General features: G+C 71.6%; 19 protein-coding genes and 2 riboswitches. Of the genes, 11 read left to right on the top strand and 8 right to left on the bottom strand.

The window, feature by feature from the left end; genetic code table 11:
* Positions 1–106: 106 nt before the first annotated feature.
* From qcrB to ctaE, 4 genes are all read right to left on the bottom strand, one after another.
* The gene (gene qcrB, locus ACWC9T_RS22725; protein WP_449822869.1) at positions 107–1768 is read right to left on the bottom strand and encodes a cytochrome bc1 complex cytochrome b subunit; all 1662 of its coding nucleotides are present in this window, start codon (positions 1766–1768) and stop codon (positions 107–109) included.
* Positions 1765–2817, bottom strand: a complete 1053-nt coding sequence (qcrA, locus tag ACWC9T_RS22720) for a cytochrome bc1 complex Rieske iron-sulfur subunit (protein ID WP_449822868.1) — start codon at positions 2815–2817, stop codon at positions 1765–1767. The genes qcrB and qcrA overlap by 4 nt, the downstream gene beginning before the upstream one ends.
* 8 nt (positions 2818–2825) lie before the next feature.
* Positions 2826–3635, bottom strand: coding sequence for a cytochrome bc1 complex diheme cytochrome c subunit (gene qcrC / locus ACWC9T_RS22715; protein ID WP_449822867.1), 810 nt, complete (start codon positions 3633–3635; stop codon positions 2826–2828).
* A 187-nt stretch (positions 3636–3822) separates the two neighbouring features.
* Positions 3823–4443 (bottom strand): aa3-type cytochrome oxidase subunit III, encoded by a 621-nt coding sequence (gene ctaE / locus ACWC9T_RS22710; protein WP_355673336.1) that lies wholly within the window; start codon positions 4441–4443, stop codon positions 3823–3825.
* A 397-nt stretch (positions 4444–4840) separates the two neighbouring features.
* Here ctaE and ACWC9T_RS22705 point away from each other — a divergent pair, with 397 nt between their 5' ends.
* The 3 genes from ACWC9T_RS22705 (at position 4841) to ACWC9T_RS22695 (ending at position 8227) form a co-directional block, all read left to right on the top strand.
* Positions 4841–5266 carry a hypothetical protein gene (locus ACWC9T_RS22705; RefSeq protein ID WP_449822866.1) on the top strand — a complete coding sequence of 142 codons (426 nt, stop codon included), beginning with the start codon at positions 4841–4843 and terminating at the stop codon, positions 5264–5266.
* A gap of 118 nt (positions 5267–5384) precedes the next feature.
* Positions 5385–6461, top strand: coding sequence for an anthranilate phosphoribosyltransferase (gene trpD, locus ACWC9T_RS22700; protein WP_449822865.1), 1077 nt, complete (start codon positions 5385–5387; stop codon positions 6459–6461).
* 146 nt (positions 6462–6607) lie between these two features.
* Positions 6608–6725, top strand: a riboswitch (SAM riboswitch).
* Positions 6726–6775: 50 nt separating this feature from the next.
* On the top strand, positions 6776–8227 hold the full coding sequence (locus ACWC9T_RS22695; protein WP_449822864.1) for an aminotransferase class V-fold PLP-dependent enzyme: 1452 nt from the start codon (positions 6776–6778) through the stop codon (positions 8225–8227).
* Positions 8228–8230: 3 nt separating this feature from the next.
* On the opposite strand, the gene ACWC9T_RS22690 is transcribed toward ACWC9T_RS22695, so the two are convergent.
* Positions 8231–8512 (bottom strand): Lrp/AsnC ligand binding domain-containing protein, encoded by a 282-nt coding sequence (locus ACWC9T_RS22690; protein WP_030240061.1) that lies wholly within the window; start codon positions 8510–8512, stop codon positions 8231–8233.
* Between the two features lie 41 nt (positions 8513–8553).
* Positions 8554–9336 carry a rhomboid family intramembrane serine protease gene (locus ACWC9T_RS22685; RefSeq protein ID WP_449822863.1) on the bottom strand — a complete coding sequence of 261 codons (783 nt, stop codon included), beginning with the start codon at positions 9334–9336 and terminating at the stop codon, positions 8554–8556.
* A 201-nt stretch (positions 9337–9537) separates the two neighbouring features.
* Here ACWC9T_RS22685 and ACWC9T_RS22680 point away from each other — a divergent pair, with 201 nt between their 5' ends.
* The 6 genes from ACWC9T_RS22680 to ACWC9T_RS22655 all read left to right on the top strand — a co-directional run bounded on the left by ACWC9T_RS22680 (position 9538) and on the right by ACWC9T_RS22655 (position 16780).
* Positions 9538–9801, top strand: a complete 264-nt coding sequence (locus ACWC9T_RS22680) for a hypothetical protein (RefSeq protein WP_355673341.1) — start codon at positions 9538–9540, stop codon at positions 9799–9801.
* A gap of 302 nt (positions 9802–10103) precedes the next feature.
* Positions 10104–11417, top strand: a complete 1314-nt coding sequence (locus ACWC9T_RS22675) for an NYN domain-containing protein (protein ID WP_449822870.1) — start codon at positions 10104–10106, stop codon at positions 11415–11417.
* A 200-nt stretch (positions 11418–11617) separates the two neighbouring features.
* Positions 11618–12655: an NlpC/P60 family protein gene (locus ACWC9T_RS22670; protein WP_449822862.1), complete on the top strand. Its 1038-nt coding sequence runs from the start codon at positions 11618–11620 to the stop codon at positions 12653–12655.
* Positions 12656–12993: 338 nt separating this feature from the next.
* Positions 12994–13146: riboswitch (cyclic di-AMP (ydaO/yuaA leader) on the top strand.
* 10 nt (positions 13147–13156) lie between these two features.
* Positions 13157–14290, top strand: a complete 1134-nt coding sequence (locus tag ACWC9T_RS22665) for an NlpC/P60 family protein (protein WP_449822861.1) — start codon at positions 13157–13159, stop codon at positions 14288–14290.
* Positions 14291–14516: 226 nt separating this feature from the next.
* Positions 14517–15563 (top strand): NlpC/P60 family protein, encoded by a 1047-nt coding sequence (locus ACWC9T_RS22660; protein ID WP_449822860.1) that lies wholly within the window; start codon positions 14517–14519, stop codon positions 15561–15563.
* Positions 15564–15616: 53 nt separating this feature from the next.
* Positions 15617–16780: a hypothetical protein gene (locus ACWC9T_RS22655; protein WP_449822859.1), complete on the top strand. Its 1164-nt coding sequence runs from the start codon at positions 15617–15619 to the stop codon at positions 16778–16780.
* 67 nt (positions 16781–16847) lie between these two features.
* On the opposite strand, the gene ACWC9T_RS22650 is transcribed toward ACWC9T_RS22655, so the two are convergent.
* Positions 16848–18203 carry a glycosyltransferase 87 family protein gene (locus ACWC9T_RS22650; RefSeq protein ID WP_449822858.1) on the bottom strand — a complete coding sequence of 452 codons (1356 nt, stop codon included), beginning with the start codon at positions 18201–18203 and terminating at the stop codon, positions 16848–16850.
* Between the two features lie 212 nt (positions 18204–18415).
* Here ACWC9T_RS22650 and ACWC9T_RS22645 point away from each other — a divergent pair, with 212 nt between their 5' ends.
* Positions 18416–19552 (top strand): glycosyltransferase family 4 protein, encoded by a 1137-nt coding sequence (locus tag ACWC9T_RS22645; protein WP_449822857.1) that lies wholly within the window; start codon positions 18416–18418, stop codon positions 19550–19552.
* A 98-nt stretch (positions 19553–19650) separates the two neighbouring features.
* On the opposite strand, the gene ACWC9T_RS22640 is transcribed toward ACWC9T_RS22645, so the two are convergent.
* Entirely contained in the window at positions 19651–21444 is a 1794-nt protein-coding gene (locus ACWC9T_RS22640) for an AMP-dependent synthetase/ligase (RefSeq protein WP_449822856.1), read from the bottom strand.
* Between the two features lie 323 nt (positions 21445–21767).
* On the opposite strand from ACWC9T_RS22640, the gene ACWC9T_RS22635 reads away from it, so the two are divergent.
* Complete coding sequence (locus ACWC9T_RS22635; RefSeq protein ID WP_449822855.1) at positions 21768–22202, top strand: SRPBCC family protein; 435 nt, start codon at positions 21768–21770, stop codon at positions 22200–22202.

Here is a 22202-nt window from a genome sequence, read left to right as displayed (position 1 = left end):
GGTTTGTTGCTGGCGTGGTCTCTCTGGAATAGTTACCGCCGGTGGGCGTATCTCATTTTGAACTCTGGTCAGCGGCCCTCGGGGTGACGCGGGGGTGCGTACGGGATCAGTGGTGGCCGTGGCCGCTGGTGATCTCGTGGTGCTCCTCGGCGGTCGGCTTGGGGATCTGGCTGCCCTCGCCGTAGAAGCCGCGGGAGAGCTTGGCCCGGGTGCGGGTGAGGACGCCGGCCTTGCGGGCCACGCCGTTCTCGTCCGTCTGGGCCGGCAGCTCGACCGGCTGGATCTGCTCGTGCGCCGTGAGCCTGTGCAGGTCCTTCTGCGGCAGCTGGGCGTGGATCTCGACGAACTCACCGTGCGGCAGGCGCTTGATGACACCCGTCTCGCGGCCGTGCAGCACCTTCTCCTTGTCACGGCGCTGCAGGCCGAGGCACCAGCGCTTGGTGATGATGAAGGTGATGACCGGGACCACGAAGAAGCCGACGCGGACGAAGTAGGTGATCGAGTTGATCGACAGGTGCAGGTGGGTGGCGAACAGGTCGTTGCCACCACCGATCAGCAGCACCAGGTACAGGCTGATCCAGGCGGCACCCAGGGCGGTGCGGACCGGGGCGTTGCGCGGGCGGTCCAGGATGTGGTGCTCGCGCTTGTCGCCGGTGATCCAGCCCTCGATGAACGGGTAGACCGCGATCGCGACCAGGACCAGCGGGAAGATCACCATCACCGGGAGGAACACACCCAGGTTCAGGGTGTGGCCCCAGAGGTTGATCTCCCAGCCCGGCATGACGCGGACCAGACCCTCGGAGAAGCCCATGTACCAGTCGGGCTGGGCGTCGGTGGACACCTGGTCCGGACGGTACGGGCCGTAGGCCCAGATCGGGTTGATCGAGGCGATCGCCGACATGGCGGCGATGATGCCGAACACCAGGAAGAAGAAACCACCGGCCTTGGCCATGTAGACCGGCATCAGCGGCATGCCGACGACGTTCTTCTCGGTCTTGCCCGGGCCGCCCCACTGGGTGTGCTTGTGGTAGAAGACCAGGATCAGGTGCGCCACCAGCAGGCCGAGCATGATGCCCGGGATCAGCAGCACGTGGATGGTGAAGAACCGCGGCACGATGTCGTGGCCGGGGAACTCGCCCCCGAACAGGAACATCTGGAGGTAGCTGCCGACCAGCGGGGTGGCGAGGATCGCGCCTTCCATGAAGCGGATACCGGTACCCGACAGCAGGTCGTCCGGCAGCGAGTAGCCGAAGAAGCCGTCGAACATGCCCAGGACCAGCAGCAGGAAGCCGAAGACCCAGTTGATCTCGCGCGGCTTGCGGAACGCGCCGGTGAAGAACACGCGCATCATGTGCACGAGCATCGCGGCCACGAAGACCAGGGCGGCCCAGTGGTGGATCTGACGGATCAGCAGACCGCCGCGGACCTCGAAGCTGATGTCGAGGGTCGACGCGTACGCCTCGGACATCGAGATGCCCTTGAGCGGGACGTACGAGCCGTTGTAGATGACCTCGCCCATGGAGGGCTTGAAGAACAGCGTCAGGTAGACGCCGGTCAGGATGATGATGATGAACGAGTAGAGGCAGATCTCGCCCAGCATGAAGGACCAGTGGTCCGGGAAGATCTTCCGCAGGTTGGCCTTGGCGAGGGAGTAGATCCCCAGCCGGCCGTCCGTCCAGTCAGCCGCGGCCTCCCACTTGCTGGCGGGATTGGCACGCGTGCTGGAGGGCTTGGCGGCACCGGTCGTGGTGCTGCTCGCGCTACTCATCGAGCACGCTCCCAGTAGCTCGGGCCGACAGGCTTCTCGAAGTCGCCGGTGGCGACCAGGTTGCCCTTTTCGTCAGTGGTGATCTTCAGCTGCGGCAGCGGGTGACCGGCCGGGCCGAAGATGACGCGCGCGCCGTCCGCCAGGTCGAAGGTCGACTGGTGGCAGGGGCAGAGCGCGTGGTGGGTCTGCTGCTCGTAGAGGCTGATCGGGCAGCCGACGTGGGTGCAGATCTTGGAGTAGGCGAGGATGCCCTCGAAGCCCAGCTCCTTGGACTTGTCGTCCTTGATGTCCTCCGGCGCGATGCGCACCAGCATCAGGGCGTCCTTGGCGATCTGCTGCTGGAAGTCCTCGTCGTGGGTGGTCAGACCCTCCGGCATGGCGAAGGTCAGCGAGCCGACGGCGATGTCCTGGGGCTTCAGCGGCTGCATGGTGCTCATGTTGACGAGCGCCAGTGGCTTGGCCGGGGTCGCCTCCTTCCAGCCCGTCTCAGCCAGCTTCTTCTCGGGCAGCGGGCCGAGGTCGCGGAGCAGGACCACACCGGAGAGCGGGACCAGCGCCATCGAGCCGATGAGGGTGTTGCGGATCATCTTGCGGCGACCGAAGCCGGACTCGGCGGCACCGGTCTTGAACTGCTCGATGACGTCCGCGCGAACCTCGTCGGAGGCCTCGATCGGGTGACGCTCGGACGGCATCTCGACGTCCGACATCAGGGTGCGGGCCCAGTGGACCGCGCCCGCGCCGATCATGAACAGGGCGACGCCCAGGGTCAGACCGAGCGCGAAGTTCAGCGCGCTGACCTTCCCGAGCGGGAAGATGTAGACGATCTTGTCCGGGTCGATGGCCACGTACGAGGCGATGAAGCCGACGGTGGCGAGCATCGAGACCACGAACATCAGCGAGACCTGGCGCTCGGCGCGCTTGGCGGCCCGCTCGTCGATGTCGGTGCGACGGGGCTCGTGGGCCGGCAGGCCCGGGTCGGCGAAGGGGTTGCCGTGGTCGGCGACCTCGCCGGCGGAGCCGTGCGACTCCGGGAGCTTCTCTTCTGACATGTCGTGGCTCATGACTTCTTGGCCTTGGTGGTGTGGGCGGCGACCCAGATCGCGACCGCGACGAGCGTGCCGAGCCCGAAGATCCAGCCGAACAGACCCTCGGTCACCGGACCGAGGCTGCCCAGCGTGAGACCACCGGGGTTGGGCTCTTCGCTAGTGGTGTGGCGGACGAAGGCCACGATCTGCTTCTTCTGCTCCTCGGGCATGGTGGTGTCCGGGAACGACGGCATGTTCTGCGGGCCGGTCTGCATGGCCTCGTAGATGTGCTTGGCGTCCACGCCCTCCAGCGACGGGGCGTACTTGCCCTTGGTCAGGGCACCGCCCTGGCCGGCGAAGTTGTGGCACTGGGCGCAGTTGGTGCGGAACAGCTCGCCACCCTTGGAGATGTCCTCGGGGTCGGTCGAGGTGTACTGCTGCGGGTCCGGCGTGACCGGGCCGGGGCCGAGGGAGGCGACGTAGGCGGCGAGCTGGTCGATCTCGGCCTGCGAGTAGATGTTCTTCTTGCGCGGGACCTGCGCGCCGGGCTGCTGGGCCGGCATGCGGCCGGTGCCGACCTGGAAGTCGACAGCGGCGGAGCCCACGCCGACCAGGCTCGGACCGTCGCTGCTGCCCTGGCCGTTCAGGCCGTGGCAGGAGGAGCAGCCCACGGCGAAGAGCTTCTTGCCCTCATCGATCGCGAGCGACTGCGCGGCGACGTCGGCCTGCGCCTTGTCGGCGGGCGCGAACGCGGCGTACAGCCCCCCGGTTGCCGCCAGGGCGAGAAGTAGGACGACCAGCGCCGCCAATGGGTGGCGCCGTCGTGCGGAGAGCTTTTTCACGGAATAACCCCGGTGTCAGGATCTGGTCGACTGGTGGGTGCACCCGGCGGCCGGTCTGGCCGGCACGAGGCTGCCTGTTCCAAGGCTGCGCGCGCGGTCGGTCGGTGGGAGCGTCGGCACCGGCAGAAGCGGCCCGTCGCCGTGAGGGCGGGGGCCGCAGCCGGTGGCCAGCGACCTGATCAGCTGGTTACTTGATCAGGTAGATGGTCGCGAACAGGCCGATCCACACGACGTCGACGAAGTGCCAGTAGTACGACACGACGATCGCGGCGGTGGCCTGCTCGTGCGTGAAGCGCTTGGCTGCGTACGTCCGTCCCAGGACCAGCAGGAAGGCGATCAGACCACCCGTCACGTGCAGCCCGTGGAAGCCGGTGGTCAGGTAGAACACCGTGCCGTACGGGTCGGAGGACAGCGAGAGGCCGTCCTTCTTGACCAGCTCGGTGTACTCGTACACCTGGCCGCCGATGAAGATCGCGCCCATCATGAACGTGATGATGAACCACATGCGGAGCTTCTTCACGTCCCCGCGCTCGGCGGCGAACACGCCGAGCTGGCAGGTCAGCGAGGAGAGCACCAGGATGGTCGTGTTGACCGAGGAGAAGCCCACGTTCAGGGCGTGCGCCTTCTCGGTCCAGAACTCGGCTCCCTTGACGGAGCGGAGCGTGAAGTACATCGCGAAGAGGGCCGCGAAGAACATCAACTCGGAACTGAGCCAGACGATCGTTCCGACGCTGACCATGTTCGGTCGGTTGACCGATCCGTGCGCGTGCCCGGTTTCTACTGCTGTTGCTGTCGCCACGACGGACATTATGTCGGTCCCTTATTCCGTCTTCACGCCGGGGGGTGTCCCTCGGAGTGTCCGGTGCGTGCGGTATGCCCGCTTGGCGGCCGACGGGGTGTCCGGACGGGGACTGAGCAGCGGCGTGTCCCTTTTCTGACGGTTCCTCGGAGGGGTCTGCGACCCCGTTGCCCGGCGCGTCGCTGCACGGTCGGCGCAGCGTCCGGTTGTAGGGGACGGGGTGCCCCATCGGCCGTCCGGGTGGTCTAGGCGGGTCCGGGTGACGGGCCGTCCTCCGGGCGGGCGAGTCGTGGGCGCGGCGGCTTGAGGGGGAACGTGCGCGATGGGGGCTCGGGACCGGGCGAAACGGGAGTAGCATCCGGATCAGGTGAACGTGGTCCGGATCACACTTGAGGGAGCAGGGCCCATGGCGTACACGACCGACGAGATGCTCACCGTCCTCGTCTACAGCGACGACCGCAACACCCGCGAGCAGGTGCTGACGGCGCTCGGCCGTCGGCCCGCCGAGGATCTTCCGGAGCTGTCCTACCTGGAGTGCGCGACCACCCCCGCGGTGCTCAAAGCGCTGGAGAAGGGCGGCGTCGACCTCTGCGTCCTGGACGGCGAGGCGGTGCCGGCCGGCGGGCTCGGCCTCGGGCGCCAGCTCAAGGACGAGATCTACGGCTGCCCGCCGGTGCTGGTGCTGATCGGCCGGCCGCAGGACTCCTGGCTCGCCGCCTGGAGCCGGGCCGATGCCGCGATCTCCCGCCCGGTGGAGCCGGTCGCGTTGGCCGGGGCGGTGGCCACCCTGCTGCGGGCCCGACTGGCCAAGCGGACCCCGGCCACGCGTTGAGCGGTGTTGTCTCAGCACTAGAGAAGGCACCGCCGTAGGAACGCTACCGCTGGATAGGCTGGCTCCATCCGTACGGACGTCCCCGGTGTGGGGGAACCGACAACAGCTGGAGTCAGCCATGGTGAACGTGAACCCTGCGAACGGTGGTACCGACCCCGTGCAGGTGGTCCGCACCTGGCCGGACCTCCTGGCGGCGCTGTTGAAGGGGGAGGACCTCGACCGCTCGTCCACCGCGTGGGCGATGGACCGGATCATGAGCGGCGAGGCGTCCCCCGCCCAGGTGGCCGGGTTCATGGTGGCGCTGCGGGCCAAGGGCGAGTCGGTCGAGGAGATCTCCGGGCTGGTCGACGCGATGTACGACCATGCCGAGCCGCTGGACATCCCCGGCCCGGCGGTGGACATCGTCGGCACCGGCGGCGACCGGGCGAAGACCGTCAACATCTCCACCATGTCGGCGATCGTCGCGGCGGCCGCCGGGGCCAAGGTGGTCAAGCACGGCAACCGGTCGGCCTCCTCCACCAGCGGCTCCTCGGACGTGCTGGAGAAGCTCGGGGTGGCGCTCAACCTGTCGGCCCGGCGGGTGGCCGAAGTGGCCGAGGAGGTCGGGCTCACCTTCTGCTTCGCGGCGAAGTTCCACCCGTCGATGCGGCACGCCGCCACCGCGCGGCGCGACCTCGGGGTGCCCACCGCCTTCAACATCCTCGGCCCGCTGACCAACCCGGCCAAGGTCACCTCGCACGCGATCGGCTGCTTCGACACCCGGCTCGCCGGCCTGATCGCCGGGGTGCTCGCCCGGCGCGGGGCGACCGCGCTGGTGTTCCGTGGTGATGACGGGCTGGACGAGCTGACCATCACCACCACCTCACGGGTGTGGCTGGTGCGCGACGGGGTGGTCACCGAGACCACCTTCGACCCGCGGGACGTCGGCATCGAGCTGGTCGGCATCGAGGCGCTGCGCGGGGCGGACGCCGCGTACAACGCCGAGGTCGCGCGCCGGCTGCTGGCCGGGGAGCGCGGGCCGGTGCGGGATGCCGTGCTGCTGAACACCGCGGCGGCGCTGGTGGCGCTCGACCTGGGCGACGCGCCGCTGACCGAGCAGCTCGCGGCGGGCATGGCGCGGGCGGCGGAGGCGGTCGACTCGGGCGCGGCGCAGGATCTGCTCCGGCGCTGGGCGGACGCCACCAGCCGTAGCTGAGGCGGCAGTTGAGGGCCCGTGCCGGTTCGCCGGTGCGGGCCCTTGGCACAGGCCCCGAGCGCCCCGGAGGCGAGCGGTCGAGGACACTGTCCGGATGGTGGATTCCTGTTTGACCACTCGGCGGACCCGACCTAGAGTCTCGGCCAGGTCATGAGTGACAGCGTCAAGCCCCAGCTTGCTGTCCGGCAACCCTCCGTCCGTGGCGGGGTGCCCTGGGTGAGGACCGGGTCGCCCGGCAAGCCGTCCGTGCGACAAGCGCGGACGCCCGACGACTGGCACTCCCGGGGTCCCTACCCCCGAAGGAGTGCATCCTCATGTCTGCTTCCCACCCGTCGTCCGCCACCACCCTTCTTTCGGCGCGCTCCGCGCGGCCCCTCCCATGTGCCCCGCTCGCCGTCCTCGGCCGCGACGTCCAGGTCCCGCTGGCCAGCGGAGAGAAGGTCGGCTACGCGGCGCTCGACTACGCGGCCAGCTCGCCGGCGCTCCAGCGGGTGTGGGACGACGTCGCCGCCTACGCGCCCTACTACGGCAGCGTGCACCGCGGCGCCGGGTACCTCTCCCAGCTGTCCACCGACCTGTTCGAGCAGAGCCGCCGCACCGTCGCCGAGTTCCTCGACCTGCGCGGGGGCGACCAGGTGGTCTTCACCCGCGCCACCACCGACTCGCTCAACCTGCTGGCCTCCGCCGTTCCGGCCGGCACCCGGGTGTTCGCCTTCGAGACCGAGCACCACGCCTCGCTGCTGCCCTGGGCGCACGCCGGGCTGGAGGTCGACTACCTGCGGGCGCCGCGCTCGCGGGCTGAGGCGGTGGCCGCGCTGGACGCCGCACTCGCCGGGGCGCCCGAGGGGCCGAAGCTGCTGTGCGTCACCGGGGCCTCCAACGTGACCGGCGAGCTGTGGCCGGTCGCCGAACTGACCGCGACCGCGCACCGGCACGGCGCCCGGGTGGTGCTGGACGCCGCCCAGCTGGCCCCGCACCACCGGGTCTCGGTGCGCGAGCTGGACGTCGACTGGATCGCCTTCTCCGGTCACAAGCTGTACGCACCGTTCGGGGCCGGGGTGCTGGCCGGGCGGACGGACTGGCTGGACGCGGCCGACCCGTACCTGGCCGGCGGCGGGGCGACCCGGACGGTGGCGCGGGAGGTGGACGGCTCGGTGGCCGTCCAGTGGCACACCGGCCCGGCCCGGCACGAGGCCGGCTCGCCGAACGTCATCGGCGCCTACGCGATCGCCTCGGCCTGCCGGGCGCTGACCGAGGCCGGCTTCGACGCGCTGGAGGCCCGGGAGCGGCAGCTGGTCGAGCGGCTGACGGCGGGGCTGGCGGAGATCCCGCAGGTCAGGGTGCTCAGCCTGTTCGGCGCGACTGGTGACGTTCAAAGCGCCGCCCGGGTGGGCGTGCTGTCCTTCGTCGTCCAGGGCTGGAACAGCTCGCACTTCTCGGCCGCGCTGTCCGCCGAGTACGGCATCGGGGTTCGCGACGGACTGTTCTGCGCCCACCCGCTGGTACGCACCCTGCTCGGGGAGGAGTCTGGGGTGACACCCGGTCCAGTCCCCGTGTGCGGGGCGCCCGAGCCCTCGCTGCCGGGCGAGCGCAGCCTGAACGCGATCCGGGTGAGCTTCGGCGCCGGGACGCCGGACGAGCACATCGAGCGCTTCCTGACCGCCGTCCGCGAGCTGGTCACGGACGGCGCGGCCTGGAACTACCGCAACGAGGGCGGCCGTTGCGTCGCCACTGTGCAGATCGACAGGGGCCGTCGCGAGGGCTGAGTCCTACTCGTCCAGGCCGAGGGCGAAAGCCGCTTCCAAGTCGTGCTGCGAGTAGGTGCGGAAGGCGATCTGGGTCTCGGTGTGGGCCACGCCCGGGACCTTGTTGAGCCGGCCCGGGATGACCTCGGCCAGGTCGTCGTGGCGGCGAACCCGGACCATCGCCACCAGGTCGTAGCCGCCGGTCACCGAGTACACCTCGCTGACGCCCTCGATGGCAGCGATGGCCTCGGCGATCTCCGGGATGCGGTCGACACTGGTCTTGATCAGGACGATGGCGGTGATCACTGTTCGGGCTCCTTTGTGGGGTGCGGCCAGGGTATCGGGCCTCAGTCGGGGCGTCTCGGGGGGCGGCCGACGACGGTGCACGCGTAGAGGAAGCCGGCCGAGAAGCCGATCACGTGGACCAGGTAGGCCACCCCGGGCCCGGCCGAGTGCACGGACCACCACTGCAGGGCGAACCAGAGGCCGAGCACCAGCCAGGCCGGGAAGCGCAGCGGGAGGAAGAGGAGCAGCGGGACCAGGGTGGTCACCCGGGCGCGGGGGTGGAGGCGCAGGTAGGCGCCGAGCACGCCGGAGATCGCGCCCGAGGCGCCGATCAGGACCCGGGTGGAGCCCGCCGAGTGCGCCTCGGCGAGCGCGAAGCCGTACGAGGCCAGGCTGCCGGCCGCCAGGTAGAAGAGGAGGAACCTGGCCCGGCCGAGTCGACGTTCGACGGTGGGGCCGAATACATAGAGGAAGAGCAGGTTGCCCAGCAGGTGCAGCCAGCCGGCGTGCAGGAAGAGCCCGGTGAGGGCGGACACCGCCGGGTGCTTGCCGGGGGTGGGGGCGACCGGGCAGCCGGGGACCGGGTCGGGGGCCTCGGCCAGCTGTTCGGCGGTCAGCGGGTGTCCGGCCAGCAGTTCGGCCGGGACGGCGCCCCAGCGCTGCTCGTACCGCTGTTCGGCACAGACCCGCGCCTGACCCCTGCTGTACAGCGGGTTGAGCCCGGCTGCCGGGCCGAGCAGGAAGACCAGGGTGTTGACCGCGATCAGGGCGTAGGTGACCGCCGGGGCGGTCACCGCCGGGCGGCCGTCCCGCGCGTCGGTGTGGTCGGGGGCCGCGAGTGCCATGGGGCCAAGCATCCCTCCGGATGCTGCAGGTGACACGGCGGTTTACGGCAGGTGGACTACCCCTCGTGTTCCGGTAACCGGTGGTCGTGGTGGTTGCCCCAGGCAATAGGCTGGGGGCGGGCATTCCCGCCTCCCGCCGCCGACGCCGGGGCTCCGGGGGGAGCGCCTAGCCCACCCAGGGACCAGCCGAGAGGATCCCCGATGACTGTCCCCGCTCTGACCGCCGAGACGCGCTGGCGCTGCACGCTGTGCGGCAACCTCACCCGCTTCGACGTGACCCGCACCGCGCGGGTGACCGAGTTCCTGCACTTCGACCTGGCCGGCGAGTCCAAGGTCGAGGAGACCGAGGTGCTCAGCGAGACGATCGAGTCGGTGCGCTGCCGCTGGTGCAACGCGGTGGACCAGGTCGAGCTGGTGGCCCGTCCGGGCGCCGAGGGCGCGGAGGCCCACGCCGAGCAGGGCTGATCCCCGCCGGTGCGGTGGGCGGTGCGCGACGCGCCCGTCCGCCGCACGGGACAATACAGACAAGACGCACGGAGCGTGACGACAGGGGCGGCCGCGGCCGCACCCGCTGGACCAGGATCGGAGCCGAGGACGTGGTGGACGCAGCGAAGGAGCCCGCCGAAGCGCAGGGGCTTCAGCCCGCTGCGCCGATATCGGAGCCGGCCGCCGAGGCGGCCCCGTCCGGGGCCCCCCTCCCGGAGGGGGCTGACCCGGAGACCGCCGGTTCCGGTGAGTCCGGAGCCCCGGACGCCGCTGCGGAGCGTGTGGTCGAGAAGCTCGACCGGCCGCTGCCCGAGGGGGTGCGCCGGCGCGTGGTCGGGCTGGCCTCGGACGCGCTGGGCGGACTGCCGTCGGCGGAGCTGCCGCAGAGCCTGCGTCAGTACGTCAAGTTCACTCCCGCGCGCCGGGCCAAGTACGCGGCCACGGCGCTGGCGGCGGCGCTGGAGTCCGAGCCGGCCTTCCGGGGGCGCATAGCGGAGCGGCTGCGACTGGGCCAGCCGGACCTGGTGAAGGCGCTGGAGTCGGGCACCGTTCCCAGCGCCGCTGATCCGATGGACGTCGCGGCCGCCGCCTACCTGGTGCGCTCGGTCGGCTGGAGCCGACTGGTCACCGAGGCCGGCGAGGAGGCCGAGCGGGCCGGCGCCGAGGACGCGGCCGCGGAGGCCGGCCGACTGGTGGAGAAGCTGCAGGCCGAGCTGGCCGAGGTGCGGGCGGCCGCGCGGGCCGACCTGGACCGGCAGCGCGCGGAGTTCGAGGGCGTCCGGCGGGAGGCCGAGTCGCTGCGCAAGAAGGTGCGCTCGCTGGAGAGCGACACCCGGCGGGCGCAGGCCGAGACCCGGCGGGTGGCCGGGGAGTTGGAGGCCGCGAAGGCGCAGGCGGCGAGCGAGCGCGGCGCGGCCGAGAGCGAGGCGCGCCGGCTGCGGCACCGGGTCTCCGAGCTGGAGAACGTCGTGGAGCAGGGCCGCCGTTCGGCCCGCGAGGGGCGCAGCGTCGAGGACATGCGGCTGCGGCTGCTGCTGGACACCGTGCTGCAGTCGGCGCAGGGGCTGCAGCGGGAGCTGGCGCTGCCGGTCTCCCAGATCCGCCCGGCGGACCTGGTCGAGGCGGTGGTGCCGGGGGCGGCCTCACCGCACGACGTGGCCCGGCGCGGCCTGGCGGAGGACGACCCGGCGCTGCTGGACCAGCTGCTGGCGATCCCGCAGGTGCACCTGGTGGTGGACGGCTACAACGTGACCAAGACCGGCTATCCGACGCTGCCGCTGGAGCAGCAGCGGATCCGGCTGCTGGGCGGGCTGGCGATGCTGGCCCAGCGCACCCAGGCGGAGGTCACCTGTGTGTTCGACGGGCAGGACCTGGACGTTCCGGTGATCATGGCGCCGCCGCGCGGGGTTCGGGTACGGTTCAGCCGGACCGGTGAGACCGCGGACGAGCTGATCCGTCGTCTGGTGCGTGCCGAGCCGCAAGGCCGTCCGGTGGTGGTGGTGTCCACCGACCGGGAGGTGGCGGAGGGCGTGCGCAAGGCGGGCGCGCGCCCGGTTGCCTCGGTGCTGCTGCTGAACCGGCTGGCCCGGCCCTGACCTCGGTCCGGGCGGGGTGACACCTGGTCATTGCCCGTTTTGCGAGGGTGTGCGGATCCCGTGAAGTCAGCGTGGGAACCGGACTTCACGCCTTCGGGGGAGTGGCAAAACGGATAGATCTTCACTAGGGTCTGGCGTCAAACCTATTTTCCGGAATCTCACCCGATCTGGTGAGTCCGTTGGAAGAAGGAGCCGGTCCCTTGGCCTCCCACCGCCGTCCCAAGCAGCCGAGCCGCGCGCGGGTCTCCGTGCTCACCGCTGCCGCTGCGACCGCGGTCGCCCTTTCCGCCCAGGTGGCCGCGCACGCCGCGCCGCAGCCGAACAAGGCTGACGTCAAGGCGCAGATCGACCAGCTCCAGGAGGAGCAGGAGCAGGCGGCGGAGAAGTACAACGGCGCCAAGGAACGGGCCGACCAGCTCCGCAAGCAGGCCGACCAGCTGCAGGACCAGGTGGCCCGCAGTCAGGAGCAGATGACCCAGCTGCAGACCGGCCTGGCCGAGGTGGCGGGCGAGCAGTACCGCACCGGTGGCATCGACCCGTCCGTCCAGCTGATGCTCTCCTCCGACCCGTCCGGCTACCTGCAGAAGGCCTCCAGCGTCCAGCAGGCCAGCGCCAGCCAGACCGAGGCGCTCAAGGGCCTGCTCGACCAGCAGCGCCGACTGGACCAGGAGAAGGCCGAGGCCGCCGCGGTGCTGGCCTCGCTGGACTCCACCACCAAGGACCTGAACCAGGCCAAGGCCGACGTCAACCAGAAGCTGCAGGCCGCCCAGGACCTGCTGAACTCGCTCAGTGCCGCCGACCGTGCCGCACTGAAGGCCCAGCAGCAGCAGGACGACCGCGCCTCGCGCGGCAGCGCCCGGGTCGACCTCAGCAGCCTGCCGCCGGCCAGCGGCTACGCGGCCGTGGCCGTGGCCAAGGCGATGAGCAAGCAGGGCTCGCCGTACGTCTGGGGCGCCACCGGGCCGAGCACCTTCGACTGCTCGGGCCTGATGCTCTGGTCGTACGCCCAGGCCGGGGTCTCGCTGCCGCGCACCTCGCAGGAGCAGGGCAACGTCGGCACCGCGGTGCCCTCGCTGGACCAGGCTCAGCCCGGCGACCTGGTCATCTACGGCAGCGACCGGCACCACGTCGGGATGTACATCGGCAACGGCATGGTGGTCCACGCGCCGCACACCGGGGACGTGGTGAAGGTGATGAAGGCCGACGCGATGCCGATCAACACGATCCGCCGGGTCTGACGACCCGACACGCCCGAAGGGCCGGCTTCCGGCCCTGTGATCCGCGCCACCCTCCGACCGGGGGTGGCGCTTCGGGTTTACGGGTTCAGCGTCCGGCTGGTGAGAACAGATCAGCTTTGTGTGCAGCAGCGATCACCATCGGTCATTTTCACAAAAGAACATGGGCAATCTTCCGACTTTTTTCTGACAAGGATTTGAACGGATCACGGTTCAGTTACTAGGGTCGTGCCCCGAACCACCGCACTGTCGATCACCCAGCCTGGGTGGCGGCGGTGGTTTCCGTCGAGTTCGCGAAACAGCGGGGCAGGTCGAAGCGACTGTCCGGCAGGGGAGCCCAGTGGTCGGGGGCGCTGCGGAGCGGAGCCGGGGAACCACGTTCCTCCGGGGTGAATCGGCGCCAGGCCGGCCGGTGGAACGGCCGTGAGGCGTCGTAGGGCATGCTTCCGGCCCGAACCCGTCAGCTCACCCGGTAGGCGGACTAGGAAGAAGGAGTCCGCCTTCGTGGCGTCCCATCGTCGTCCCAAGCCCGCCAGCCGCGCCCGTGTCTCGATCCTGACGGGTGTCGCCGCGGCAGCCGTCGCCCTCTCCGCGCAGTCCGGCGCGCACGCCGACCCGCAGCCGACCAAGGAGCAGGTCAAGGAGCAGGTCGACCAGCTCAACGAGCAGGCCGAGCAGGCGACCGAGAAGTACAACGCCGCCCAGGAGAAGCAGCAGGCGCTGGAGAAGCAGGTCTCCGGCCTGCAGGACCAGGTGGCCCGGCAGCAGTCCCAGGTGACCGACCTGCAGGGCGGGCTCGCCGAGATCGCCGGGGAGCAGTACCGCAACGGCGGCATATCCCCGACCGTCCAGCTGATGCTCTCGTCCAAGCCGGACAACTTCCTCAACCAGGCCGGTGCGCTGAACCAGGCCGGTGACACTCAGAAGAACCAGCTGAAGGAGCTCCAGGAGCAGCAGCGCAAGCTCGACCAGGACCGCACCGAGGCCCAGGGCAAGCTCGCCGAACTGGAGTCCACCACCCAGCAGCTGAAGGCCTCCAAGGAGGAGGTCCAGAACAAGCTGAAGGCCGCCCAGGACCTGCTCAACACCCTGACCGAGCAGGAGCGCCAGGCGATCCGCCAGGCCGAGGAGAAGGCCGCCGCCGACGCCAAGGCCCAGGCCGACGCCGCCGCGAAGGCCGCCCAGCAGCAGGCCGCCTCGGACCGCGCCTCGCGCGACAGCGGCCGCACCGACATCAGCTCGGGCTCCTCGTCCTCGCCGGTCGTCAAGCCGGCCGCGCCCGGCAGCTCGCACGGTGCCGCCGCGCTGGCCGCCGCCGCCAGCAAGGTCGGCAGCCCGTACGTCTGGGGCGCCACCGGCCCGAGCTCCTTCGACTGCTCCGGCCTGATGGTCTGGGCGTTCAACCAGGTCGGCGTGTCGCTGCCGCGCACCTCGCAGGAGCAGGCCGGCGCCGGCACCCGGATCGGCTCGGACATCTCCCAGGCCCAGCCCGGCGACCTGCTGATCTTCTACAGCGACGCCCACCACGTCGGCATCTACGCGGGCAACGGCCAGGTGCTGCACGCGCCCAAGCCGGGTGCCTCGGTCCGCTACGAGGCGGTCTCCAACATGCCGCTGGCCTCCATCGTGCGGGTCTGATCCCCGCCCGGGCCGTTCCGGGCCCGGTCCTCCATCACGGAGGGCCGGGCCTGCGGCTTTTCCGGCGGCTCGGGCGAATGTCCGATTTGGGGTCAAATATTCGAGTAGGCGGGGGTTTGGACTCACTTGCCCGGACTCGCTAACGTCTGCCACCGGACTCCCGCTCGACGGCCGCCCGCTGGGGCGCGGCCGCGGGCCGCGCCGCAGGATTGGAGCCGCTGCCGCCATGCCCGTGCACCGCCGTTCCCAACTGCTCGCCCGTGCGCTGGTACTGACCGCGGCCGCCACCACGGCCCTGGGCGTGGCGACCTGCGGCAGCGCCCAAGCCGCTCCGGGTGGGCCGGACACCCCCGACCGCAGGGGCGTCAAGGCGCAGGTCGAGCGGCTGTACGACGAGGCCGAGCAGGCGTCCGAGAAGTACAACGCCGCACAGGAGGCGCAGAAGCGGCTCCAGGGCGAGACCGCCACCCTGCAGGGCGAGGTGGCCGCCGCCCAGGACCAGCTCAACCAGTTGCGCGGGGACCTCGCGACCGTGGCGGGGGCCGAGTACCGCGGCGGCGGGATGACCCAGACCGCCCAGCTGATGCTCTCCAGCGACCCCGAGTCCTACCTGGCCCGCGCCCGCACCCTCGGCCAGGCCGCCGAGCGACAGCAGGAGACCCTGCGTGAGCTGGTCGGCCGTCAGCGCCGACTCGACCAGCGCCGCGCCGAGACCGCGGGCAAGCTCGCCGAGCTGGACCAGGCCCGGCGCTCGCTGGCCGAGAACAAGCAGCAGGTCCAGCAGCGGCTGGACACGGCGCAGAAGCTGCTCAACAGCCTGGACGCGGCCGAGCGGGCCCGGATGGTCGTCCAGGACGCCAAGGACGCCGAGCAGCGCGCCACCCGCGGCACCGACCGGCTGGACCTCGGCACCACCCCGCCCGCCTCCGAGCGCGGGGCGGCCGCGCTGGCCGCCGCGGTCCGGATGATCGGCTCGCCGTACGTCTACGGAGCCACCGGGCCCCGCGCCTTCGACTGCTCCGGTCTGATGTACTACAGCTGGCGGCAGGCCGGAGTGACCCTGCCGCGCACCTCGCAGGCCCAGGCGTACGCCGGGCAGCGGGTCAGCCTCTCCGAAGCGCGGCCGGGAGACCTGGTGATCTTCTACCGGGACATGCACCACGTCGGGATGTACGCCGGCGGCGGGGTGATGGTGCACGCCCCCTACCCGGGCGCCAAGGTGCGGTACGAGAGCGTCAGCGCGATGCCGGTGTCGGGGGTGGTCCGGCTCTGAGCGCGACGCCCTCCGGTCCGGCCGAGCCCCGCTCGGTAGACCCGGCCCGCTGCGTGCTGTCCCGGCGCGGCGCGCTGCTGTTGGCGGTCGGCGGGCTGGCCCAGCTGTCGCTGCCCCCGGCCGCCCCGGCGGCACCCGCCAGGCGGGCGGCGGACCAGCGCGCCGAAGTGGCGGAGCTGCTGGTGGCGCGGGCGCGCTCACTGCCCGCGTGGTCCGGGCTCACGGGGGCCGGGGCGCTCTACCGCAACCTGGTGCTGTCGCCCGATCAGGGGTCTTCGGCGGCCGACGGGCCGGACCGGCTGACCGCCTCCGCCGAGCTGGCGGTGCGGATCGCCGGGTACGACGAGTACCCGGTGGTGTACCCGCGCCGGATCGCGCTGGTCCGGGACGCGGGCGGCTGGCGGGTCGAGCGGGAGGAGGCCGCGAGCGGGCCCCCGGCGCTGTGGGACCTCGGCCCCGCCCGTACCGCTCCCGGAGAGCACTGCCTGGTGCTCGGCCTGGCCGAAGGGCCCGACCCGGCCGGGCTGGTGGCGGTCGGGGACAAGGCGGTGCCGGCCGTCAGTGCGGTCTGGGGCGGTGGCTGGCCCGGTCGGCTGCTGCTCGAACTGCCCGCCGACGAGACCCAGTTCGCCCGGCTGCTGGAGGCCGACCCGGCAGGCTGGACGGGCATGGCGGCGGTCACCGTGGCCGCCCCCGGCGCGCCCTGGCACACCCCGGCGGACCGGGTGGTGGTCAACCCCGAGGCGTTCGGGCGGCTCAGCGACTTCGGCCGGCAGGTGGTGGTCACCCACGAGGCCACCCACGCCGCGACCAGGGCCGACACCCGGGCCTGGACCCCGCTGTGGCTCTCCGAGGGCGTCGCCGACTGGACGGCCTACCGGGACTCCGGCCGCCGCGCCCAGCAGATCGCCCCCGAGCTGGCCCGGGACGTCGCGGCCGGGAAGCTGCCCACCGCGCTGCCCGCCGACCGGGACTTCACCGCCGGCGCCACCGGCATCGCCCAGGCCTACGAACAGTCCTGGCTCGCCTGCGACCTGATCGCCCGCCGCTGGGGGCCCGACCGGCTGGTCGCCTTCTACCGGGCGGTCGGCGCGGGCGACGGGCAGAGCGAGGACCGGGACCACCGGATCGACCGGCTGCTGCGTGGTGAGCTGGGCGTCGGGGCGGCCGAGTTCACCACGCTCTGGCTGACCGAGGTGTCGACGCTGAAGGGCTAGGGCCTGTCCGAGAGACGGGCCCTAGCGTCCGAGAGGCGGGCCCTCAGCGCCCGGCCGGGCCCGAGGGTCAACGGCCAGCCGGGTGGTCGATGCCGTCCAGCAGGTCCTGTTCGTACGCGATGCCGGGGCGGACCGGGTAGGAGGAGGCGGACGGCAGCGCCGGGGTCTCGCCCAGCACCACGGTGGGCGGCAGGGCCGCCGAGGCACGGGTGGAGCGCCAGAGCCGGATGCCGGAGAGCACGGCGGCGGTCAGCAGCAGCAGGTTGCGCAGGGTCAGCACCGTGATCGCCAAGGGGTCGCTGGCGAGGATCTGGGTGAACATGGTCGGGAACTCGACCAGGGTCAGCGGACAGGCGATCAGGATCAGCAGGGCCACCGGCCGCTGGCTGGTGCCGCGTACGGTCAGGCAGACCGCGGCGACGCCGATCAGCCAGACCAAGTACTGCGGGCTGATCACCCGGCTGGTCACCACGAAGATCAGCAGCGCGCACAGCGCGGCGTCGTACATGGTGGCCGCGTTGCGGCGGCGGGCGGTGAAGCGCCACAGCAGCAGCCAGAGGAAGCCCAGCACGGTGCCGGCCATCATCACCTTGCTGATCACGCTGACCCACGGCCCGAGCATCTCGGGGGAGCCGTAGTTCATGGTGACCCTGCCGTCCCAGGCCCCGGCGATCCGGGCGAAGTGCAGCGGCAGTGCGCCGACGGACTCGACCTCGATGCCGCGGTCCGCCTGGAAGGTCAGGAAGTCGAAGGCGCCGTTCATCCCGGCGGCGAGCAGGAAGCCCACCGAGACGGCGGTGGCGGCGGCCAGCGTCCAGGAGCGGCGGGTGCGGCGGCCGGAGGGGGTGCCGATCAGGCCGATCAGCGGCCAGATCTTGACGATGCCGCCCAGGCCCAGCAGCAGCCCGCCGACGGCCGGGCGGCGGACCAGCGCCAGCAGCCCGGCCAGGGCGAGCGCGGTGACCAGGATGTCGAAGCGGTTGTAGATCATCGGGCCGAGCAGCGGCACGCCGGCCACCCACATCCAGGCGCCGGTCAGCGCCCGGCCCTTGCGCAGGCCGGTGCGGACCAGCAGCGCGGCCGCGGCGGCGTCGGCGATCCCGCAGATCACCCAGAAGGAGACCAGGTACGACCAGGGCAGCAGGCCCGGCAGCAGGATGATCAGGGCGGCGCCCGGCGGGTACTGCCAGGTCACGTCGTCGAAGGGGAAGGTGCCGGTCTGCAGCACCCCGTACCAGGCGTGGTAGATCATCCACACGTCGGCGGTGACGTCGCCGCCGGGCGCCTTCAGCACGCCGGTCATCAGCAGCACCAGCAGGGTACGGGTGGCCACCCAGGTCGCCCCGAGGGCGGCGAGCGCCCCGATCGGGCGGCCGAGGCGGCCGCGCGGAGAACCGGGCTCGGTGGCCGGGGCCAATTCCACTGCGCTCCCTCGTTCGTCTCGGACGTCCTCACCGGAGGCGTCGTACTGACGGACGCCCGGGCCGCCGCGTCGCGGCCTAGGTACTAGGACTGACCCGGGGGTCAAACGGTTGCCGTGCGCGGTTCCGTTCCCGGCGGGTCATGGTGTTGACCTATCGTACGGATCACCCAGCGGTACACCGAGCACCCCCCGACCGAGCGAGCCGTGGCCTGATGCACAGAACCTTGATCGTCACCAATGACTTCCCACCCCGCCCGGGCGGCATCCAGGCCTTTGTGCACAACATGGCTGTCCGTCAGCCCGCCGGGAGCGTCGTGGTGTACGCCTCGACCTGGCGGGACGGCAGCGAGGTGCGGCGCTTCGACGCCGAGCAGCCGTTCCCGGTGATCCGGGACCGAACGAAGGTGATGGTTCCCACACCCCGGGTCACCCGGCGGGCCGCCGAGATCCTGCGCGCGGAGAAGTGCGACTCGGTCTGGTTCGGCGCCGCGGCCCCGCTCGGCCTGATGGCGCCCACGCTGCGCCGGGCCGGGGCCGGGCTGCTGCTGGGCATGACCCACGGGCACGAGGCCGCCTGGGCCCAGCTGCCGGTCTCCAGGCAGCTGCTGCGGCGGATCGGCGCGGGCACCGACGTGCTCACCTACCTCGGCGAGTACACCCGCTCGCGGATCGCCGCCGCGGTCGGGCCGCAGGCCGCCGCCCGGATGGTGCAGCTGCCGCCGGGCGTGGACGAGACGACGTTCAACCCCGGGTCCGGGGGTGCGGAGGTGCGCCGCCGGCTCGGGCTGGCGGACCGGCCGGTGGTGGTCTGCGTCTCCCGGCTGGTGCCGCGCAAGGGCCAGGACACCCTGATCGAGGCGATGCCGCAGATCCTGGCGGACGTGCCGGACGCGATGCTGCTGATCGTCGGCGGCGGCCCGTACCGGGCGGACCTGGAGAAGCTGGCGGAAGCCAAGGGCGTACGAACCTCGGTGCGCTTCACCGGCTCGGTGCCGTGGGAGGAACTGCCCGCCCACTACGGGGCCGGGGACGTCTTCGCGATGCCCTGCCGGACCAGGCGCGGCGGGCTGGACGTGGAGGGCCTGGGGATCGTCTACCTGGAGGCCTCGGCGACCGGCCTGCCGGTGGTCGCGGGGGACTCCGGCGGCGCGCCGGACGCGGTGCTGGAGGGCGAGACCGGGTACGTGGTGCCGGGCGGCTCGGCCGCGGCGGCCGCGGAGCGTATCGTCCGGCTGCTGCGGGACGAGGAGCTGCGGCGGCGGATGGGCGAGGCCGGGCGGCGCTGGGTGGAGCGCTCCTGGCGCTGGGACCTGCTGGCCGGGCGGCTGACCTCGCTGCTGGCGGGCTAGGACGGGCCGACACGGCGAAGGCACCGCCTCCTTCTCGGGGGAGGCGGTGCCTTCGCCGTGTCACCGCTGCTTCTTGCCACGCCTGCTTCTTGCCGTGCTCACTTCTTGTAGAGGGCCTCGACCTCGGCGGCGAAGTCCTTCAGCACCACGTTGCGCTTGAGCTTGAGCGAGGGCGTCAGGTGGCCGCTCTCCTCGGAGAACTCGGTGTCCAGCAGGCGGAACTTCTTGACCGCCTCGGCGTGCGAGACGGCCGCGTTGCCGTCGTCCACCGCGGACTGCAGGGCGGCCAGCAGGTCCGGGTCGTCGGCGAGTTCGGCGACGGTGGCGGTGGCGGGTTTGCCGTTGAGCTCCTTCCACTTGGGGAAGAAGTCCGGGTCGACGGTGATCAGACAGGCGATGAACGGCTTGCGGTCGCCGACCACCATGACCTCGCCGACCAGGGCGTGGGCCCGGATCCGGTCCTCGATCACGGCCGGGGCGACGTTCTTGCCGCCCGCGGTGACGATGATCTCCTTCTTGCGGCCGGTGATGGTCAGGTAGCCCTCGGAGTCCAGCGAGCCGAGGTCGCCGGTGGCGATCCAGCCGTCCTTGAGGGTGTCGGCGGTGGCCTGCGGGTTGTTCCAGTAGCCGGTGAAGACGTGCGGGCCCTTGAAGAAGACCTCGCCGTCCTCGCCGATCCGGACCGAGGCACCGGGAACCGGCTGGCCGACCGTACCGATCTTCGGCTTGTCCCACGGGTTGAAGGCGGTGGCCGCGCAGGTCTCGGTCAGGCCGTAGCCCTCCAGGACGGTGAAGCCGATACCCCGGTAGAAGTGGCCCAGCCGCTCGCCGAGCGGGGCGCCGCCGGAGATGGCGTGGGTGGCCCGGCCGCCCAGGGCGGCGCGCAGCTTGCTGTAGACCAGCTTGTCGAAGACCGCGTGCTTGATCCGCAGGCCCAGGCCCGCGCCGCCGGCGTCCAGCGCCCGGCTGTAGGCGATCGCCGTCTCGGCGGCCCTGTCGAAGATCTTGCCCTTGCCGTCGGCCTGGGCCTTGGCGCGGGCGGTGTTGTAGACCTTCTCGAACACCCTGGGCACGCCCAGGATCAGGCTCGGCTTGAAGGCTGCCAGTTCGGCGGTGACGTCCTTGATGTCGGAGACGTGGCCCAGCTTGATCGGGGCCATCGCCGGGGCGATCTCAGCGATCCGGCCGAGCACGTGGGCCAGCGGCAGGAACAGCAGGACGGAGCTCTCGCCGGTGCGGAACAGCGGGGTCAGCCGCTCGACGATGTTGCCGCACTCGGCGAGGAAGTTGCCGTGCGTCAGCTGACAGCCCTTCGGGCGGCCGGTGGTGCCCGAGGTGTAGACGATGGTGGCGACCGAGTCGGGGCCGGCGATCGAGCGGCGCTCCTGGACCGTCGCGTCCGGGACGTCCTTGCCGGCCTCGGCCAGGGCGGCGATCGCGCCGCGCTCGATCTGCCAGAGGTGCTTCAGCTCCGGCAGCCGGTCGCGGACCTCCTCGACCACCTTGCGGTGCTGGTCGGTCTCGGCGAGGACGCCGACCGCGCCCGAGTCGCCGAGGATCCACTCGACCTGCTCGGCGGAGGAGGTCTCGTACACCGGCACGGTGATCGCGCCGGCCGTCCAGATCGCGAAGTCCAGCAGCGTCCACTCGTACCGGGTGCGGGACATGATGCCCACCCGGTCGCCCGGCTGGATGCCCGAGGCGATCAGGCCCTTCGCGGCGGCGTGCACCTCGGCGAGGAACTGGACCGCGGTCAACTCCTGCCAGTGGCCGTCGACCTTCCGGCTGAGCACCGCGACATCCGGGTGCTCCTCGGCGTTCCGGTGCACAGGGTCGGAGAGGTTACCGCCGCTCGGTACCTGGTAGAGGGCCGGAAGGCTGAAGTCGAGCAAGACTGCTCCTCGTTCGCGACGCTGCGGGACGGCAGGACGTTACTGCCCGGTAGGCAGCTTCGACCAGGGGGGTCGGCCCCGGTGTTCGAAGTGTCACACCCGGCCGGTCGGACCAGGTGGTGACCGGGTCGTTCGACTGGCACCCTACGGCAGCGCCCCGGTGACCGACCGGTAGCATGCCCCGCCGCCCGGCCCGTACGGTCCGTGGCCGGTGCCCGTGCGGCCGAGTCGATCGCCGGTCGCGATAGCCTGCTCCGGGCGGATCGGGTCGAGCGCGCCTCGACCGGACCGGCAGGCAGAGGGACGAGGCGGAGGGCCATTCCATGGCGGAGCACACCAGGTCGAGCATCACCATCGACGCGACCCCGGCCACGGTCATGGCCGTGATCGCCGACTTCGCCGCCTACCCGGCCTGGACCGGCGAGGTGAAGGAGGTCGAGGTCCTGGAGACCGGTGAGGACGGCCGCGCCGCTCAGGTCCGGCTGCTGCTGGACGCCGGCGCGATCCGCGACGAGCACGTCCTCGCCTACACCTGGGACGGCGACCGCGAGGTCGGCTGGACCCTCGTCCGCAGCCAGATGCTCCGCTCGCTGGACGGCTCCTACACCCTCGCCGCGCTGGCCGGCGGCCGCACCGAGGTCACCTACCAGCTCGCCGTCGACGTCAAGATCCCGATGCTCGGGATGATCAAGCGCAAGGCCGAGAAGGTCATCATCGACCGCGCCCTGGCCGGTCTGAAGAAGCGCGTCGAGGGCTGA

It is taken from the genome of Kitasatospora sp. NPDC001159, assembly GCF_053598235.1.
This window is presented reverse-complemented; position numbering and strand designations above follow the sequence as displayed.

What these genes read in the sequence shown, in the direction of transcription:
- qcrB (WP_449822869.1), bottom strand. Translation starts at nt 1,768, where the DNA reads ATGAGTAGCGCGAGCAGCACCACGACCGGTGCCGCCAAGCCCTCCAGC.
- qcrA (WP_449822868.1), bottom strand. Translation starts at nt 2,817, where the DNA reads ATGTCAGAAGAGAAGCTCCCGGAGTCGCACGGCTCCGCCGGCGAGGTC.
- ctaE (WP_355673336.1), bottom strand. Translation starts at nt 4,443, where the DNA reads ATGTCCGTCGTGGCGACAGCAACAGCAGTAGAAACCGGGCACGCGCAC.
- ACWC9T_RS22705 (WP_449822866.1), top strand. Translation starts at nt 4,841, where the DNA reads ATGGCGTACACGACCGACGAGATGCTCACCGTCCTCGTCTACAGCGAC.
- trpD (WP_449822865.1), top strand. Translation starts at nt 5,385, where the DNA reads ATGGTGAACGTGAACCCTGCGAACGGTGGTACCGACCCCGTGCAGGTG.
- ACWC9T_RS22695 (WP_449822864.1), top strand. Translation starts at nt 6,776, where the DNA reads ATGTCTGCTTCCCACCCGTCGTCCGCCACCACCCTTCTTTCGGCGCGC.
- ACWC9T_RS22685 (WP_449822863.1), bottom strand. Translation starts at nt 9,336, where the DNA reads ATGGCACTCGCGGCCCCCGACCACACCGACGCGCGGGACGGCCGCCCG.
- ACWC9T_RS22680 (WP_355673341.1), top strand. Translation starts at nt 9,538, where the DNA reads ATGACTGTCCCCGCTCTGACCGCCGAGACGCGCTGGCGCTGCACGCTG.
- ACWC9T_RS22660 (WP_449822860.1), top strand. Translation starts at nt 14,517, where the DNA reads ATGCCCGTGCACCGCCGTTCCCAACTGCTCGCCCGTGCGCTGGTACTG.
- ACWC9T_RS22645 (WP_449822857.1), top strand. Translation starts at nt 18,416, where the DNA reads ATGCACAGAACCTTGATCGTCACCAATGACTTCCCACCCCGCCCGGGC.
- ACWC9T_RS22635 (WP_449822855.1), top strand. Translation starts at nt 21,768, where the DNA reads ATGGCGGAGCACACCAGGTCGAGCATCACCATCGACGCGACCCCGGCC.